Consider the following 16,536-nt stretch of genomic DNA (forward strand, 5'->3'; position numbering starts at 1 on the left):
GTATTTACGGAACGACGTCGAGCGTCGGAACTCGGATGGTTTTCAGAGCGTTTCGATCGCGATGGCGTGGACGCCCTGAGCGATGAAAAAGTGCAATGAATCATACACAAGCCGATGTCTCGCCACCCTCGACTTCCCTTCGAACAGCGGCGAAGCGATGCGCACGCGGAAGTGGGTGCCGTAGCCTTCGGTGCCTGCGCCGGAATGCCCGGCGTGCTGGGCACTTTCGTCGATGACCTCGAGAGATGTGGGCGCCATCGAACTGCGCAGCGCCTTGTCGAGATCGACGGCGGTCGGGAGAAATGTTCCGGTCATGCGGCGGGCTTGTCTTCCGATTTGAGATGAGGCGAGATGTACAGACCCTGTGCGATCAGGAAAACGATCGGGAAGGCATATCCCCAGAGCTTGAAATTGACCCAGGCCTCGGTGCTGAAATACAGCGCGACGTAGGCGTTGATGGCGGACATGAAAAGGCAGTAGCCGATCCAGGCGATGTTCAGGTGCGTCCAGATCCGCGTCGGCAACTGCAATTGGGCGCCGAGCATGGTTTGCAGGAAATTCTTCCGGAAACCCCAGAGCGCGACCGCCAGGCCGATCGCCATTGCTGCATAAAGCACGGTTGGCTTCCATTTGATGAAACGGTCGTCGTGCAGCACCAAGGTCAGCGTGCCGAACAGGAGGATCAGCACCAGCGTTGCCTTCTGCATCGCCTGCAGCTTGCGCTCGATGGCATAGGTGATCGCCATCTGGAGCACCGTAGCGGCCATCAGCACGCCTGTGGCGACATAGATGTCGGCCAGCTTGAAGGCGACGAAGAAAAGCAGGATGGGGAAGAAGTCGAGCAGTAGTTTCATCAAGTGGCCGCGAGCGGGCAGTTCAGTCTTTTGGCGTGAAATCGAGCGAAGCCGAATTCATGCAATAGCGTAACCCGGTCTCGGTCGGGCCATCCGGGAACACGTGACCGAGGTGCGCGCCGCAGTTGGTGCAGACGTTTTCCGTGCGCGTCATGCCGTGCGAACGGTCGACGATATCGGTGATTGCGCCAGGCACCGCTTCTTCCGAAAAGCTTGGCCAGCCGCAGCCGGCGTCGAATTTGGTGCCGGACTCGAACAGTTTCGCGCCGCAGCAGACGCAGTGATAGGAGCCGTCGGCCCAGTTGGCTTCGTACTTTCCGGTGTACGGTCGCTCGGTGGCGGCATGCCGCGTCACCTGGAAAGCGGCAGGCTCGGCGCCCTTTTCGGCAAGCACGGCTTTCCATTCGGCATCGGTTTTCTGGATCTTGGGCGTGGCGGATGAGGAAGATGAGTTGGTCATGATGAGCAGCTGATTTCGATCGTGGAGGCCCAGTCGGGCGGGAAGCCGGCGTACGTCTCGTAGCCGGCGTGTTCTTCAAATGGGGTTTCGAGAAGATTCAGCAAGGTCGCGACGCCCGAGAAGTCCTTTCGCTGCGCCAGCTCGATCGCCTGCTGGCCGAGATGGTTGCGCAGCACGAAATTCGGATTGATCCGGTGCATGGGCAGCATCGAGGCGGTTGCGTTGCGCTTCTCGAGCCAGCGCGGCAGCCATGCGTCGATGCCGGAGCGGTCGATGAACAGGTCCCGCACGGGCGCCGTCTCGCCGCGTTCGCCGCAGTCGGAAAGCCGGCGCCAGAAAATCGTCCAGTCGGTGCGCTCGGTCGCCAGCAGACGCAGAACGCCGTCGATCAGCGCGCGATCGTCTTCGGGATCTTTTGCATCTTCTGCGGTGTGGCTCAATCCCAGCTTTTCGCGCATTCGGGCGTCGTACGCTTCCGGAAACACGGTCTTGTAAGACGCCAGCGCGGCCACGGCCACTTCCTGCTCGCCGATCAGCGGCAGCAGCGCCTGCGCCAGCGCATGCAGATTCCAGTACGCGACGTTCGGCTGCTGATTGAAGGCATAGCGTCCCGACGTATCGCTGTGGTTGCAGATGTGCGCCGGATCGAAGCCGTCGAGGAACTGGAACGGCCCGTAGTCGATGGTGAGCCCGAGGATGCTCATGTTGTCGGTGTTCATCACGCCGTGGCAGAAACCCACTGCCTGCCACTGGGCAAGCAGCTTCGCGGTGCGTTCGCTGACCGCCTCCAGGAACGCGGCGTAGGCGTTGCCGCCGAAGCGTCCGGATGTGCGGCATTCCGGGTAGTGCTGGTCGATGACTTCGTCGGCCAGCGCCTTAAGTTCGACGGTGCGGTCGGTTGCCGAATGCGCGAAGTGCTCGAAATGACCGAAGCGGACGAAGCTCGGCGACGTGCGTGCGACGACGGCAGCAGTTTCGATTTCCTCCCGGCGTACTGGCTGGTCGGAGCCGATCACGGCCAGCGCGCGCGTGGTCGGGATGCCGAGGCCGTGCATCGCCTCGCTGCAAAGGAATTCCCGGATGCTCGACCGCAGCACGGCCCGGCCGTCGCCGCCGCGCGAATAGGGCGTGCGTCCAGCGCCTTTGAGCTGCAGTTCGCGCGGACCGTGCGGCGTTTCGATTTCGCCGAGCAGGATCGCACGGCCGTCTCCGAGTTGTCCGGCCCAGACACCGAACTGATGTCCGCTGTAGACGCTCGCCGACGGCTCGCTGCCCGATAGGACCGCGTTGCCCGCCAGCGCGGCGAGAGCCTCCGCCGAGTCGATCCAGCCGGCCGGAAGGCCGAGTTCGTCGACAAGCGCATCGCTGCGGCCGACCCAGTAAGGCGCGCTGATCGCCGTCGGCTGCAGCCTTGTCGAGAAGGCAGAACCGAGCCGGACGAAACCGTTGCGCCAGGGCAGGGCGGTCGGGGTTTCGGTGTCTGCCTCGGTGGCGGGGAATGTCGAGCTCATGGGTCGATTTTCCCGTACGTCGCATGCCGACTCGCGGATTACGGGCAATCCCCCTACGTCGCTGCGGAACGCTGGGCAACAATTCAAATTTTCCAGGAGTGCACCCGATGCTGGGCTTGATGCAGGACCAACCGCTGTTGATCTCGTCGCTGATCGAATTCGCCGAGCGCCATCATGGCGACGGCGAGATCGTTTCGCGGCGTGTCGAGGGCGACATTCACCGCTACACATGGGCTGACGTGGCCCGGCGGTCCCGCCAGGCGGCGAATGCGCTGGACGGCGAAAACCTGGGTTTCGGCGACCGGGTCGCGACATTGGCCTGGAACGGTTACCGGCATCTGGAGCTTTACTACGGCGTCAGCGGTTCCGGCCGGGTGCTGCACACCATCAACCCGCGCCTGCATCCCGATCAGATTGCGTGGATCGCGAATCATGCGGAAGACAAGATCCTGTGCTTCGACCTGAGCTTCCTGCCACTGGTGCAGGCGGTGCACGCCAGGTGCCCGGGCGTTCGCAAATGGATTGCGCTCTGCGATGCCGACCGCCTGCCCGCTGACAGCGGCGTACCGAACCTGGAAAGCTACGAAAGCTGGATCGGCGCGCAGTCCGACACCTACGCCTGGCCGACCTTCGACGAGAACACCGCGTCCAGCATGTGCTACACGAGCGGCACGACCGGCAATCCGAAGGCCGCGCTCTACAGCCACCGCTCGACGATCCTGCACGCCTATGGTGCGGCGCTGCCGGACGTGATGTGCCTTTCGGCCCGCGATTCGGTGCTGCCCGTCGTGCCGATGTTCCACGTCAACGCCTGGGGTCTGCCGTACTCGGCCGCGCTGACGGGTTGCAAGGTGGTGTTTCCCGGTCCTGCGCTGGACGGCAAATCGGTCTACGAGCTGATCGAGGCGGAGCAGGTGACTTTCGCGGCCGGCGTGCCGACGGTCTGGCAGATGCTGCTGACGCACATGAAGCCGGGCGGTCTGCGCTTCAGCAGCCTGACGCGCACCGTCATCGGCGGCTCCGCATGCCCGCCGGCCATGATCCAGGCATTCCAGCAGGATTACGGCGTCGACGTGCTGCACGCCTGGGGCATGACGGAGATGAGCCCGCTCGGCACGCTGTGCACGCTCAAGAACAAGCACCTTGCGCAGCCGGCCGAAGCGCAGAACGCGATTCGCCTGAAACAGGGGCGGGCGATCTTCGGTGTCGACATGAAGATCGTCGACGGCGAGGGTGCCGAGCTGGCCTGGGACGGCAAGGCCTATGGCGACCTGATGGTCAAGGGGCCGTGGATCGTGAAGGCGTACTACAAGGGCGAGGGCGGCGATCCGCTGGTACCGGACGCCAACGGCCACGGCTGGTTTCCGACCGGCGACGTGGCGACCATCGATCCCGACGGCTACCTGCAGATCACCGACCGCAGCAAGGACGTGATCAAGTCGGGCGGCGAGTGGATCAGTTCCATCGACATCGAGAACATCGCGGTCGCGCATCCGGCTGTCGCGATGGCCGCCTGCATCGGCGTGGCGCACCCGAAGTGGGACGAGCGGCCGGTGATCGCGGTGGTCAGGCGTCCCGGTGCGGAAGTGACGCGCGAGGAGCTGCTGAGGTTCTACGAAGGCAAGACCGCCAAGTGGCAGGTGCCCGACGATGTCATCTTCGTCGAGTCGATTCCCATTGGTGCGACCGGCAAGATGCTCAAGGCGAAACTGCGCGAGCAATTGCGCGGGTACACGCTGCCGACGATCTGATCGCCGCAATTTTTCTACCTTGCGGTAGGAACATGTCGCCAACGGGATAGCGATGCGTTTCCGATGCGCGGGCGTTACGGGCAATCCCTGACGGTCGTGCGTTCAAAGGCTTGTAACCTCGCGTCGCCTTCACACGAAGAGACCAGGAGACAAGAAATGAATCCAGTTGGCATGGCACTCGTTGCCGCAGGCGCTCTCAGCGCATCGATGGCTTTTGCGCAGAAGGGCGAGACGGTCAAGATCGCCTGGCTCGATCCGCTGTCAGGGCTGATGGCCGCGGTCGGCACAAATCAGCTGAAGACCTTCCAATTCCTCGCCGAAGAGTTCAACAAGAAGAACGCTGCTGGCGTGAAGTTCGAGATCATCGGCATCGACAACAAGCTCAGTCCGCAGGAAACCACCAGCGCGCTGCGCTCGGCCATGGACCAGGGTGCGCGTTACGTGGTGCAGGGGAACGGATCGGGACCCGCGCTGGCGATCATCGATGCGCTTGAGAAACACAACGGCCGCAATCCCGGCAAGGAAGTGCTGTTCTTCAACTATGCGGCTGTCGACCCCGACCTCACCAACAGCAAGTGCAGCTACTGGCATTTCCGGCTGGATGCCGACACTTCCATGAAGATGGAAACGTTGACGACGTACATGAAGGAGCAGCCGGAGATCAAGAAGGTCTACCTGATCAACCAGAACTATTCGCACGGCCAGCAGGTGTCTAAGTTCGCCAAGGAAAACCTTAAGAAGAAAAGGCCGGACATAGAGATCGTCGGCGACGACCTGCACCCGCTGGCCCAGGTGCGCGACTTCGCGCCCTACATCGCGAAGATCAAGCAGTCGGGCGCCGACACGGTCATCACCGGCAACTGGGGTTCCGACCTGGCGCTGCTGATCAAGGCGTCGAACGATGCCGGCCTGAACGTCAAGTTCTACACCTACTACGCGGCCACCACGGGCACACCGACTGCAATGGGCGCGGCGTCCGATGGCAAGGTGTTGCAGGTCGGCTATACCCACTACAACGCGAGCGGCGTGATGCAGCCGCTCATGGCCGAGTACAAGAAGAAATTCAATGACGACCTCTACACAGCCGACATCTACACCGTGTTCGCGATGATGAACGAGGCCTTCGTCAAGAGCAAGTCGACAGACCCGTTGAAGGTGGCGGCGGCGCTGGAAGGCATGAAGTTCAACAGCTTCAACGGCGAGGTCGAGATGCGCAAGGCCGACCATCAACTCCAGCAGGGCCTGTACATCACCCGCTGGCAGAAGGCCGACGCGAAGAATCCGTACAGCCCCGAGAACACCGGCTACACGCTGGCGCCCGTGAAGTTCTATGAGGCCTACGTGGCGAGCACGCCGACGTCTTGCCAGATGAAGCGACCTTGAACGCAGAATTCTTCGCCATCTCGCTGCTCAACGGCGTCAGCTACGGGCTGCTGCTGTTCATGCTGAGTTCGGGCCTGACGCTGATCTTCAGCATGATGGGCGTGCTCAATTTCGCCCACACCAGCTTCTACATGCTGGGCGCCTACCTGGCCTACACCATCTCCGGCGTCGTCGGTTTCTGGCCGGCGCTGGTGCTGGCGCCGCTGGCTGTGTTCGCGCTCGGCGCGGCTTTCGAGCGCTACAGCCTGCGACGGGTCCACAAGTTCGGTCACGTGCCCGAGTTGCTGGTGACATTCGGGCTGTCCTATCTGATCCTCGAGGTGGTGCAGCTGGTGTGGGGTCGGTCGACGGTGCCGTACGGATTGCCGACGCAACTTCAAGGGCCGCTGTTCACGCTGTACGGCACGCAGTTTCCCAAGTCGCGCTCATTCATCATGGCCGTGGCGCTGCTCATGCTGCTGGCCGTGTGGCTGCTGCTCACGCGCACCCGCATCGGGCTGGTGATCCAGGCTGCGCTCAAGCATCCGGAGATGGTCGAGGCGCTGGGCCACAACGTGCCGCGCGTGTTCATGCTGGTCTTCGGCGGCGGCGCGGCACTTGCGGGACTGGCTGGCGTCATCGGCGGGAACACTTACGTGACCGAGCCGGCGATGGCCGCATCGGTCGGCTCGATCATCTTCGTGGTGGTGGTGGTCGGCGGCATGGGTTCGCTGGCCGGCGCATTTCTGGCGTCGCTGCTGATCGGCGTCGTGCAGACCTTCGCGGTGGCGCTCGACTGGTCGGCCGCCACGGGCCTTCGCGCGCTCGGCGTTGCGGTCACCGACCAGACCTTCGGCTACGAGCTGCTCAAGCTCACGATCTCACAGGTCGCGCCGATCCTGCCGTATCTTTTCCTGGTGCTGATCCTGATCTTCCGGCCGCGCGGCCTGCTCGGAACGCGGGAAGATTGAGATGAAACCCAACTTCACCCGCATCGCCGTCTGGGCGCTGTTCGCCATCGCGCTCATCGTGGCGCCGATGCTTTTCCGCAGCAGCCTCGCGCTGACCATGCTCTCGCAGATCGGCTACCTCATCGTCATCTGCCTGAGCTACAACATCCTGCTCGGGCAGGGCGGCATGCTGAGCTTCGGCCATGCGGTCTACACGGGTCTCGGCTCCTTCATCGCGGTGCATGCGATGAACCTGGCTTCGGGCGGCAAGATGCCGATTCCGCTGGTGCTGATTCCGCTGGTCGGCGGGCTCGGCGGACTGTTCTTCGCGGCACTGTTCGGCTATGTCAGCACCAAGAAATCCGGCACCACCTTCGCCATGATCACGCTGGGCCTCGGCGAACTCGTCGCATCGATGGCATTGATGTTTCCGACGTTCTTCGGCGGCGAAGGCGGGGTGACCGCCAACCGCGTCTATGGCATGCCGTTCCTCGGTTTCAGCTTCGGGCCGCAGATCCAGGTCTACTACCTGATCGCCGCCTACTGCTTCGTTTGCACCGCGCTGATGTATGCCTTCACCGGCACGCCGCTCGGCCGAATCCTGAACGCGGTGCGCGACAACCCCGAGCGCGTCGAGTTCATCGGCTATAGCACGCAGCGAGTCCGTTACTTCGCGTTCATGGTCGCCGGGTTTTTCGCGGGCATCGGCGGCGGGCTGGCTGCCATCAATTTCGAGATCGTCAACGCAGCGGACAGTCTGAACAGCGTGCGCTCCGGCAGCTATCTGCTGTTCACTTTTCTCGGCGGCGCCGGCTTCTTCTTCGGCCCGATCATCGGCGCGGTGCTGCTGGTGTTCGCTTCGGTGCTGCTGTCGGAACTCAGCAAGGCGTGGCTGCTGTACCTGGGCCTCGTGTTCCTGTTCATGGTGATGTTCGCGCCGGGCGGCGTGGCGAGCCTGGTGATGATGAATATCCGAGTCGCCAGGTTCGGCCGCTTCAAGCCGTTCTGGGCGCTGTATGCCGGCCTGCTCGCGACTGGCGCCGTGATGGTGGCAGGCGCGGCCGCACTGATCGAAATGCTCTATCACCGGCAGCTCAATTCGGCCGTCGGGCCGACGCTGCAGTTCTTCGGTTTTGCGCTCGATACCTCGACCGCCACGGCATGGATCGTGTCGGCGGCGCTGGTGCTGGTCGGTGGCGCGATGCTTGAAGTCGTGCGCCGGCGCTTCGTGCAGGCATGGGGGCACGCGCAGGAAGCAATCGAACTCGACATGCGGCGCACGGAGATTGCATGAGCGAATCGACTTACAAGAATGAAACCTCGCCGGCGCTGGAGCTGACCGACCTTCGCAAGAACTTCGGCAGGACCGAAATCATCCGCGGCGCGAACCTGTCGGTGAAGGCCGGCGAGCGCGTTGCCGTCATCGGGCCGAACGGCGCGGGCAAGTCGACGCTGTTCAATCTCATCAGCGGACGTCTCGCGCCGACGAGCGGCTCGGTCGAACTGCACGGCCAGCGCATCGACGGCAGGCAGCCGTACGAGATCAACCGGATGGGCTTGTCGCGCAGCTTCCAGATCACCAACATCTTCCCGAAGCTGAGTGTGTTCGAAAACCTGCGCTGCGGCGTGCTGTGGAGCCTCGGTTATCGATACACGCTGCTGCGGTTTCTCTCGCGCATGCACGATGCGAACGAGCGCACCGAGCAACTGCTGGTCCAGGTCGGGCTCGCGTCCAAGCGCGACGTGCTCGCCGTGAACCTCACTTACGCCGAACAGCGCGCGCTGGAAATCGGCGTGACCATCGCGGGCGGCGCCAGCGTGATCCTGCTCGACGAACCGACCGCTGGCATGAGCAAGACTGAGACGACGCACTTCATCGCGCTGATCAAGGAAGTCACGGTCGGGCGCACGCTGCTCACGGTCGAGCACGACATGGGCGTGGTGTTCGGACTCGCGGACAGGATCGCGGTTGTGGTCTACGGCGAGGTGATCGCGTTCGACACGCCCGAAGCCGTACGCGCGAATCCGCGTGTGCAGGAGGCGTATCTGGGTGCGCCGGTTGCGGATGGAGTCGCAGGAATTGCCGGTATCGACGCGCAGGGAGGTCATTGAGATGCTGAAACTTCAGGACCTGCACGCCTATTACGGCAAGAGCCACGTGCTGCACGGCGTGACGTTCGAGGTCGGCGCCGGCGAGATCGTCGCGCTGCTGGGCCGCAACGGATCGGGCCGGTCGACGACTGCGAAGGCCGTGATGGGGCTCGTGCATGCGGAAGGCTTGCTGCAGTGGAAGGGCAAGGACATCCTGCGCCGCAAGGCCTACGAGATCGCGCACCTGGGCATCGGCTACGTGCCCGAGAACCGCGACGTGTTCTCCAAGCTCACCGTTCACCAGAACTTGATGCTTGGCCAGAAGAGCGCAAGCGCTGCAAGCGCCGCGAAAAGCCGCTGGTCCTTCGACGACATGTACGGGATGTTCCCGCGTCTCAAGGAGCGGCAGCACACCGAAGCCGGCGTGCTTTCTGGCGGCGAGCAGCAGATGCTGACGCTGTGCCGCACGCTGATGGGCGACCCCGACCTGATCATCATCGACGAGCCGACCGAAGGGCTGGCGCCGAAGATCGTCGAACTGGTCGGCGACTACCTGCAACGGCTCAAAGAGCGCGGCATTTCGGTGCTGCTGATCGAGCAGAAGCTGACGATTGCGATGCGGATCTCCGACCGCGCGCTGGTGATGGGCCACGGCAGCATCGTGTTCGACGGCACGCCGGCGAGCCTGCGTGCGGATGCGGCGACGCGCAAGGAGTGGCTTGAGGTCTAAGCTCGAAAACGCAGAGTCCCACCAGCGACTTCCGACGGTTGCCTGTCCCTCCCAAATGCCTAGAATTTTTATTATTTTTCGAAGGAAAAAAGCATGACGGCTGAATACAAAGTGGTCGGCGATGTCGCCGTGATCACGCTGGCGAATCCTCCCGTCAACGGGCTCGGCTTCGCGACACGCGTCGGCATCACCGACGGCCTGGACAAGGCGAATGCTGACGACGCAATCAAGTCGATCGTCATCACTGGCGCCGGAAAAGCGTTTTCGGGTGGTGCGGACATAAAGGAATTCGGCACGCCGAAAGCGGCGCAGGAGCCGAACCTCGGAAGCGTGATCCTGGCGCTCGAAGCGTCGCAGAAGCCGATCGTCGCGGCCATCCATTCGGTCGTCATGGGTGGCGGGCTGGAACTGGCGCTCGGCTGCCACTACCGCGTCGTCGCGCCGGGCACCAGCGTCGCGCTGCCCGAAGTCAAGCTCGGCCTGCTGCCGGGCGCGGGCGGTACGCAGCGCCTGCCGCGCGTGCTGGGCGTCGAGACCGCACTCAACATGATCGTCAGCGGCGAAGCGGTGAAGAGCGAGGTGCTGGCCTCGCTGCACGGCCAGAAGCTGTTCGACAAGCTTTCCGAATCGGCGGAAACGGTGCTCGACGAAGCGATCGACTTCGCGAAGAAGGTCGCCGGCACCAAGCCCGAAGACCTGCCGCTGGTTCGCAATCTGCCGAGCAAGCACCCGAACGGCGAAGCGTATTTCGCTTTCGCGCGGAACATGGTGACGGGCATGTCGAAGAACTACCCCGCGCCGGTCAAGTGCCTGGAAGCGGTGCGCGCATCGACCACGATGAAGTTCGACGCCGGCATTGCCGAAGAGCGCCGCCTGTTCACAGAACTGATGCTGTCGCCCGAATCGTCGGCGTTGCGTCATCTGTTCATGGCCGAGCGCGCTGCGTCCAAGGTGCCCGATGTCGCGGCCGACACGCCGCAGCGCCAGATAAAGACCGTCGGCGTGATCGGCGCCGGCACGATGGGCGGCGGCATCTCGATGAACTTCCTGAACGCCGGTATCCCGGTGAAGATTCTGGAGATGAAGCAGGAAGCGCTGGACCGCGGCATCGCGACCATCCGCAAGAACTACGAATCGCAGGTCAAGAAGGGCAAACTCAAGCAGGAGAAATACGACGAGCGCATGGCGCTGCTGTCGACCACGCTCGACTACGCCGACCTGAAGGATGCCGACCTCATCATCGAAGCGGTGTTCGAGGAACTGGGCGTCAAGGAGAAGGTCTTCACGCAGCTCGACGAGATAGCCAAGCCTGGCGCCATCCTCGCGTCGAACACCTCCACGCTTGACGTCGACAAGATCGCCGCCTTCACCAGGCGTCCGCAGGACGTGGTCGGCATGCACTTCTTCAGTCCGGCCAACGTGATGAAGCTGCTTGAAGTCGTGCGCGGCGCGAAGACCGGCAAGGACGTGCTGGCAACCGTGATGTCGCTGGCGAAGAAGATCAGGAAGACGGCCGTGGTTTCCGGTGTGTGCGACGGTTTCATCGGCAATCGCATGATCGAGCAGTATTCGCGGCAGGCCGGCTTTCTGCTCGACGAAGGCTGCACGCCGCAACAGGTCGATCGCGCGGTCGAGAAGTTCGGTTTCGCGATGGGTCCGTTCCGCATGGGCGACCTGGCGGGCAACGACATCGGCTGGGCCATCCGCAAGCGCCGCGCGACCGAGCGTGCCGACATGAAGTACAGCCGCACCGCCGACAAGCTCTGCGAACTCGGCCGCTTCGGCCAGAAGACCGGTGCCGGCTGGTACGACTATGCACCGGGCAAGCGCGACGCGATTCCGAGCCCGGTGGTGGCGGAACTGATCGAGCAGCACCGCAAGGACGAAGGCATCGTGCCGCGCAAGATCGGCGACGAGGAGATCGTGCAGCGGCTGGTTTATTCGTTGGTGAACGAAGGCGCGCACATCCTCGAAGACGGTATCGCCAGCAAGTCCGGCGACATCGACATGGTCTACCTCACCGGCTACGGCTTCCCGCTGTGGCGCGGCGGTCCGATGCATTACGCGAACGAGGTCGGCCTCTACAACGTGGCCGAATCGATGAAGCGATTCGCGAAGAACCCGCGCGACGACGGCCAGTTCTGGCAGCCCGCGCCACTGCTGCAGAAGCTGGTGGCCGAAGGCAAGAAGTTCAGCTGATCAGAACCATCCCATCAGGAAGACTCACATGACCAATGCCGTAATCGTTTCGACCGCCCGCACGCCGCTTGCCAAGAGCTGGAAAGGCGCCTTCAACATGACCCACGGCGCGACGCTCGGCGGCCATGCCGTGCAGCACGCGGTGGCTCGCGCCGGCATCGACGGCGCCGAAGTAGATGACGTGATCATGGGTTGCGCGACGCCGGAAGGCGCGACCGGCTCCAACATCGCGCGCCAGATCGCGCTGCGCGCCGGCCTGCCGATCACCACGTCGGGCATGACCATCAACCGCTTCTGTTCGTCCGGGCTGCAGACCATCGCGACCGCGGCACAACGCATCATCGCGGGCGAAGGCGAGGTCTACGTGGCCGGCGGCGTCGAGAGCATTTCGTGCGTGCAGAACGAAGCCAACCGCCACATGATCTCCGACCCGTGGCTGGTCAGGAACAAGCCCGAGATCTACTGGAACATGCTGCAGACGGCCGAGCAGGTTGCCAAGCGCTACAACATCGGCCGCGACGCGATGGACGAATACGGCGCGTCGAGCCAGCAGAAGGCCACGGCCGCGCTCGAAGCCGGCCGCTTCAGGGACGAAATCGCGCCGATCACGGTGACTGCCGGTTTTGCCGACGCGGTGCTGGGTCTGCGCACGAAGGAAGTCACCGTCGAGAACGACGAAGGCATCCGCGCCGGCACGACCAAGGAAGGCATCAGCGGCATCCGCCCGGCGATTCCCGGCGGTGTGATTTCCGCCGGCAATGCCAGCCAGTTCTCGGACGGCGGCGGTGCCTGCGTGGTGGTCGACGAGACGTACGCCGAGCGCAAGGGACTGAAGCCGCTCGGCCGCTTCCTCGGCTTTGCGGTTGCGGGCTGCGAGCCCGACGAGATGGGCATCGGCCCCGTCTTCGCAATCCCGAAGGTGCTCAAGCGCCTGGGCCTGACGGTGAACGACATCGACCTGTGGGAACTCAACGAAGCCTTCGCGGTGCAGGTGATCTACTGCCGCGACAAGCTGGGAATTCCGGCGGATCGGCTGAACGTGGACGGCGGCGCAATTGCGGTCGGACATCCGTACGGCGTCAGCGGCCAGCGATTGACCGGGCATGCGCTGATCGAAGGCAAGCGGCGCGGCGCGAAGAAGGTGCTGGTGACGATGTGCATCGGCGGCGGGATGGGCGCTGCGGGAGTTTTCGAAGTCCTTTGAGAGCGTTCCGATGACCTTCCGCCAGACCCTCGATTTCCTGCTCTACGACTGGCTCGACGCGGAGTCGCTGAACCGGCGGGAGCGCTTCGCCGACCACTCTCGCGAAACCTTCGATGCGGTGCTCGACACCTGCGAGCGCATCGCACGTGAAAAGTACGCGCCGCACAACCGCACCATCGACACGCAGGAGCCGCGCTTCGACGGCGAAAAAGTCGTGCTACCGCAAGCCACTCACGACGCGCATGCGGCGTTCGCGGCGTCCGGCATGTTGAGCGCGGCGCAGGATTACGAGATCGGCGGCATGCAGTTGCCGTACACCGTGCAGGCGGCGGCCAATGCGTTCTTCGCCAAGGCATCGGTAAGCATCGGCTCCGGCATGCTGACCAGCGGCAACGCGAACCTGCTGATGGTCCACGGCACGCCGATGCAGAAAGAAGTGTTTGCGCACAACGAGTTCGCGGGGCGGTGGTCAGGGACGATGTGCCTGTCGGAACCGCAAGCCGGTTCGTCGCTCAGCGACGTGGCGACCCGGGCGGTGCCGGACGGCGCCGACTTCGAGATCGACCCGCTCGGCCCGCGCTACCGGCTGACCGGCAACAAGATGTGGATCTCGTCCGGCGACCACGAGCTGACCGAGAACATCGTCCATATCGTGCTGGCGAAGATCCCGGACGTCGAGGGCAAACTGGTTCCGGGCACGCGCGGCATTTCTCTGTTCATCGTTCCGAAGAAGCTGGTCGACACCGAAGGCAATCTCACTGGCGAGCGCAACGATGTCGCGCTCGCCGGCCTCAACCACAAGCTCGGCTGGCGCGGGACGACGAACACGTTGCTCAATTTCGGTGAAGGGCGCTTTCCCGTTGACGGCAAGGCCGGCGCGGTCGGCTATCTCGTCGGCGAGGCTGGCAAGGGCTTGCACTGCATGTTCCACATGATGAACGAGGCCCGGATCGGGATCGGCATGGCGGCGACGATGCTCGGTATGGCCGGATACGAAGCGTCGCTCGACTACGCGAAGAACCGGCCGCAAGGCCGGCTGATCGGCAAGGCGGGTGGTGGCAAGGATGCCGCGCGGCCGCAGGTTCGCATCATCGAACATGCCGACGTGCGCCGCATGTTGCTGGCGCAGAAGTCGTATTGCGAGGGCGCGCTGGCGCTGATGCTGTACTGCGCGAGATTGGTCGACGAGCAGAAGACCGCTGCTTCCGCCGACGATCCGCAGGCCGCCGACGATGCGCGGCTGCTGCTCGAAGTGCTGACGCCTATCGCCAAGAGCTGGCCCAGCGAGTGGTGCCTCGAAGCCAATTCGCTCGCCATACAGGTGCATGGCGGCTACGGCTACACGCGTGATTTCCCGGTCGAGCAGTACTGGCGCGACAACCGGCTCAATATGATCCACGAGGGAACGCACGGTATCCAGGCGGCCGATCTGCTGGGACGGAAGGTTGTGATGGAGGAGGGGCGCGGGCTCGCGCTGCTGGGTCGACGTATCGGTGCGACGGCGCGGCGTGCGGCAGCCGAACCGTCGCTCGCCGATTACGCGGCAGCGCTGGACGCGGCTACGGCGCGCATCGTCTCCGCAACCCGATCCGCCTGGGCGACAGGCGATCCGCAGGAAGCCCTCGCGAACGCGGTACCCTATATGCAGGCCTTCGGCCATACCGTGCTGGCCTGGACCTGGCTCGATGTCGCGCAGCGCTCCCTGGAGCGCGACCCCGCGTCTTCGCTGCCCGCGACCCAGGGCCGGCTCGGCGCAACCCGTTATTTCTTTCATTACGAACTGCCGAAGATCGGCGCGTGGCTCGGGGTCGTCGAGGGTCGCGATCCGACCTGCATGGCACTCCCAGAGGACGCTTTCTGATGGCTACGCCCACTCCGCCGAATTCCCCGCAACATCCAGGTTCGCCGCGTTCGCCGCAATCGCCACGTCCCCCGCGCACGCCTGCCGACCAACACGTCGACGGCCTCGTCGCTGCGTCCGCCGATGCGCCCAATCCCTATGTCCGGCTCGAAAAGTGGACCTGGCTGCTGATCTTCATCGGCGGTTTCGGTCTCGCGCTCGGCATTGCCACGCTCGACGAAGACGCCGCCATCGGCTGGTCGATCGTCGTGCCGTGCGTGGCGGCGATCGTCACCGGTATCGTTCTCATCTATGTACGTTCACGGCTGAAAGACCCGAAACCATGACGCGAAACGTTCAAACGCTGTTCGACCTCACCGGCAAGACTGCGCTGATCACCGGCGGCTCGCGCGGGCTGGGGTTGCAGATGGCGCATGCGCTCGGCGAGGCCGGCGCGCGCATCATGCTGAGTTCCCGCAAGGCCGACGATCTGGAACACGCGACCGCCGACCTGCAGGCCGCGGGCATCGACGCGCGCTGGATCGCCGCCGACTGCGGCAAGGAAGAAGACACGCGTCGCCTGGCCGACCAGACGCTGGAGCGCATGGGCGCCATCGACATCCTGATCAACAACGCCGGCGCCAGCTGGGGCGCGCCTGCCGAATCGCATCCGGTGCAGGCCTGGGACAAGGTGATGAACCTCAACGTGCGCGGCTACTTCGTGCTGGCACAGCAGGTCGCCAACCTCTGGATGATTCCGAAGAAGAGCGGTCGCATCATCAACATCGCCTCCATCGCCGGCCTGAACGGCAACCCGCCGGAAATGCAGACGATCGCGTACAACACCTCGAAGACGGCCGTCATCGGCTTCACGCGCACGCTGGCTGCCGAATGGGGCAAGTACGGCATCAACGTGAATGCGATCTGCCCCGGTTTCTTCAAGACGAAGATGGCTTCGGGCCTGATCGAATCGATGGGCGAGGACAAGATGATTTCGCACGCGCCGTTGCGCCGGTTAGGCGACGACGAAGACCTGAAGGGCATCACGCTGCTGTACGCCAGCGACGCCGGCAAGCACATCACCGGGCAGTGGCTGGCGGTGGATGGCGGCGTGAGCGTGGTAACCGGCGCATGACCGGCGCTGTCGACAAGCTCTCCTATGCCCGGCTGATTCCGTTCGCGCGCCATCTCGGCTTCGAGCTGGTGAAGTTCGAGAACGGCGAATCCGAGATCCTCTACACGGCGAAGCCCGAGCATCTGAACACCTTCGACGTGACGCACGGCGGTGCCTGCATGACGCTGCTCGACGTGACGATGGCCGCAGCCGCACGCAGCGACACGCCCGAGGACGGCGTCGTCACCATCGAGATGAAGACCAGCTTCATGCAGCCGTCGGTCGGGCCGTTGCATGCGCGCGGCCGGCTGATGCATCGCACGGCTTCCATCGCGTTCGTAGAAGCGACCATCTACGACGAAGCGGGACGGGCTTGCGCGCATTCGACCGGCACGTTCAAGTACGTCAAGAAGCGGGGCGTGATCGACCGCCTGCCATCGACGGACTGACCTCTCACAACGAAACAGGAG

Annotated in this window: 16 protein-coding genes; 12 read left to right on the forward strand and 4 right to left on the reverse strand. The window is 63.8% G+C overall.

Going from position 1 to position 16,536, the window contains the following annotated elements; all coding sequences use genetic code 11:
* Positions 1 to 42 precede the first annotated feature (42 nt).
* From ACSFA3_RS01080 to ACSFA3_RS01095, 4 genes are read right to left on the reverse strand one after another with little or no spacing between them, the layout of a single operon-like run.
* Positions 43 to 315 carry a BolA family protein gene (locus ACSFA3_RS01080; protein WP_435503556.1) on the reverse strand — a complete coding sequence of 91 codons (273 nt, stop codon included), beginning with the start codon at positions 313 to 315 and terminating at the stop codon, positions 43 to 45.
* Positions 312 to 854, reverse strand: coding sequence for a septation protein A (locus tag ACSFA3_RS01085; RefSeq protein ID WP_435503557.1), 543 nt, complete (start codon positions 852 to 854; stop codon positions 312 to 314). The genes ACSFA3_RS01080 and ACSFA3_RS01085 overlap by 4 nt, the downstream gene beginning before the upstream one ends.
* 22 nt (positions 855 to 876) lie before the next feature.
* Positions 877 to 1,314 (reverse strand): peptide-methionine (R)-S-oxide reductase MsrB, encoded by a 438-nt coding sequence (gene msrB / locus ACSFA3_RS01090; RefSeq protein WP_435503558.1) that lies wholly within the window; start codon positions 1,312 to 1,314, stop codon positions 877 to 879.
* On the reverse strand, positions 1,311 to 2,825 hold the full coding sequence (locus ACSFA3_RS01095; protein ID WP_435503559.1) for a protein adenylyltransferase SelO: 1,515 nt from the start codon (positions 2,823 to 2,825) through the stop codon (positions 1,311 to 1,313). The genes msrB and ACSFA3_RS01095 overlap by 4 nt, the downstream gene beginning before the upstream one ends.
* Before the next feature lie 107 nt (positions 2,826 to 2,932).
* Here ACSFA3_RS01095 and ACSFA3_RS01100 point away from each other — a divergent pair, with 107 nt between their 5' ends.
* The 12 genes from ACSFA3_RS01100 to ACSFA3_RS01155 all read left to right on the forward strand — a co-directional run bounded on the left by ACSFA3_RS01100 (position 2,933) and on the right by ACSFA3_RS01155 (position 16,515).
* Positions 2,933 to 4,576: a 3-(methylthio)propionyl-CoA ligase gene (locus tag ACSFA3_RS01100; protein ID WP_435503560.1), complete on the forward strand. Its 1,644-nt coding sequence runs from the start codon at positions 2,933 to 2,935 to the stop codon at positions 4,574 to 4,576.
* Between the two features lie 156 nt (positions 4,577 to 4,732).
* Entirely contained in the window at positions 4,733 to 5,959 is a 1,227-nt protein-coding gene (locus tag ACSFA3_RS01105; RefSeq protein WP_435503561.1) for a branched-chain amino acid ABC transporter substrate-binding protein, read from the forward strand.
* Positions 5,956 to 6,909 carry a branched-chain amino acid ABC transporter permease gene (locus ACSFA3_RS01110; protein WP_435503562.1) on the forward strand — a complete coding sequence of 318 codons (954 nt, stop codon included), beginning with the start codon at positions 5,956 to 5,958 and terminating at the stop codon, positions 6,907 to 6,909. Before ACSFA3_RS01105 ends, ACSFA3_RS01110 begins: the two co-directional genes overlap by 4 nt.
* Before the next feature lies 1 nt (position 6,910).
* Complete coding sequence (locus ACSFA3_RS01115) at positions 6,911 to 8,182, forward strand: branched-chain amino acid ABC transporter permease (RefSeq protein WP_435503563.1); 1,272 nt, start codon at positions 6,911 to 6,913, stop codon at positions 8,180 to 8,182.
* A complete protein-coding gene (locus ACSFA3_RS01120; RefSeq protein WP_435503564.1) occupies positions 8,179 to 9,000 on the forward strand; it encodes an ABC transporter ATP-binding protein in 822 nt (273 codons plus the stop codon). The genes ACSFA3_RS01115 and ACSFA3_RS01120 overlap by 4 nt, the downstream gene beginning before the upstream one ends.
* A 1-nt stretch (position 9,001) precedes the next feature.
* Entirely contained in the window at positions 9,002 to 9,709 is a 708-nt protein-coding gene (locus tag ACSFA3_RS01125) for an ABC transporter ATP-binding protein (protein ID WP_435503565.1), read from the forward strand.
* 93 nt (positions 9,710 to 9,802) lie between these two features.
* The gene (locus ACSFA3_RS01130; protein WP_435503566.1) at positions 9,803 to 11,908 is read left to right on the forward strand and encodes a 3-hydroxyacyl-CoA dehydrogenase NAD-binding domain-containing protein; all 2,106 of its coding nucleotides are present in this window, start codon (positions 9,803 to 9,805) and stop codon (positions 11,906 to 11,908) included.
* Positions 11,909 to 11,936: 28 nt separating this feature from the next.
* Entirely contained in the window at positions 11,937 to 13,112 is a 1,176-nt protein-coding gene (locus ACSFA3_RS01135; RefSeq protein WP_435503567.1) for an acetyl-CoA C-acyltransferase, read from the forward strand.
* Between the two features lie 10 nt (positions 13,113 to 13,122).
* A complete protein-coding gene (locus ACSFA3_RS01140) occupies positions 13,123 to 14,973 on the forward strand; it encodes an acyl-CoA dehydrogenase (protein WP_435503568.1) in 1,851 nt (616 codons plus the stop codon).
* A complete protein-coding gene (locus ACSFA3_RS01145; RefSeq protein WP_435503569.1) occupies positions 14,973 to 15,299 on the forward strand; it encodes a hypothetical protein in 327 nt (108 codons plus the stop codon). Before ACSFA3_RS01140 ends, ACSFA3_RS01145 begins: the two co-directional genes overlap by 1 nt.
* A complete protein-coding gene (locus ACSFA3_RS01150) occupies positions 15,296 to 16,087 on the forward strand; it encodes an SDR family oxidoreductase (RefSeq protein ID WP_435503570.1) in 792 nt (263 codons plus the stop codon). Before ACSFA3_RS01145 ends, ACSFA3_RS01150 begins: the two co-directional genes overlap by 4 nt.
* The gene (locus ACSFA3_RS01155) at positions 16,084 to 16,515 is read left to right on the forward strand and encodes a PaaI family thioesterase (protein ID WP_435503571.1); all 432 of its coding nucleotides are present in this window, start codon (positions 16,084 to 16,086) and stop codon (positions 16,513 to 16,515) included. The genes ACSFA3_RS01150 and ACSFA3_RS01155 overlap by 4 nt, the downstream gene beginning before the upstream one ends.
* Positions 16,516 to 16,536: the final 21 nt, after the last annotated feature.

Origin of the sequence: Variovorax glucosi (assembly GCF_051216695.1) — a bacterium.
Lineage (GTDB): Bacteria > Pseudomonadota > Gammaproteobacteria > Burkholderiales > Burkholderiaceae_C > Variovorax.

Coding starts and splice junctions, on each gene's coding strand:
- ACSFA3_RS01155 (WP_435503571.1), top strand. CDS start 16,084: ATGACCGGCGCTGTCGACAAGCTCTCCTATGCCCGGCTGATTCCGTTC.
- ACSFA3_RS01120 (WP_435503564.1), top strand. CDS start 8,179: ATGAGCGAATCGACTTACAAGAATGAAACCTCGCCGGCGCTGGAGCTG.
- ACSFA3_RS01085 (WP_435503557.1), bottom strand. CDS start 854: ATGAAACTACTGCTCGACTTCTTCCCCATCCTGCTTTTCTTCGTCGCC.
- ACSFA3_RS01125 (WP_435503565.1), top strand. CDS start 9,002: ATGCTGAAACTTCAGGACCTGCACGCCTATTACGGCAAGAGCCACGTG.
- ACSFA3_RS01080 (WP_435503556.1), bottom strand. CDS start 315: ATGACCGGAACATTTCTCCCGACCGCCGTCGATCTCGACAAGGCGCTG.
- ACSFA3_RS01115 (WP_435503563.1), top strand. CDS start 6,911: ATGAAACCCAACTTCACCCGCATCGCCGTCTGGGCGCTGTTCGCCATC.
- ACSFA3_RS01105 (WP_435503561.1), top strand. CDS start 4,733: ATGAATCCAGTTGGCATGGCACTCGTTGCCGCAGGCGCTCTCAGCGCA.
- ACSFA3_RS01150 (WP_435503570.1), top strand. CDS start 15,296: ATGACGCGAAACGTTCAAACGCTGTTCGACCTCACCGGCAAGACTGCG.
- ACSFA3_RS01100 (WP_435503560.1), top strand. CDS start 2,933: ATGCTGGGCTTGATGCAGGACCAACCGCTGTTGATCTCGTCGCTGATC.
- msrB (WP_435503558.1), bottom strand. CDS start 1,314: ATGACCAACTCATCTTCCTCATCCGCCACGCCCAAGATCCAGAAAACC.
- ACSFA3_RS01135 (WP_435503567.1), top strand. CDS start 11,937: ATGACCAATGCCGTAATCGTTTCGACCGCCCGCACGCCGCTTGCCAAG.
- ACSFA3_RS01095 (WP_435503559.1), bottom strand. CDS start 2,825: ATGAGCTCGACATTCCCCGCCACCGAGGCAGACACCGAAACCCCGACC.
- ACSFA3_RS01145 (WP_435503569.1), top strand. CDS start 14,973: ATGGCTACGCCCACTCCGCCGAATTCCCCGCAACATCCAGGTTCGCCG.
- ACSFA3_RS01140 (WP_435503568.1), top strand. CDS start 13,123: ATGACCTTCCGCCAGACCCTCGATTTCCTGCTCTACGACTGGCTCGAC.
- ACSFA3_RS01130 (WP_435503566.1), top strand. CDS start 9,803: ATGACGGCTGAATACAAAGTGGTCGGCGATGTCGCCGTGATCACGCTG.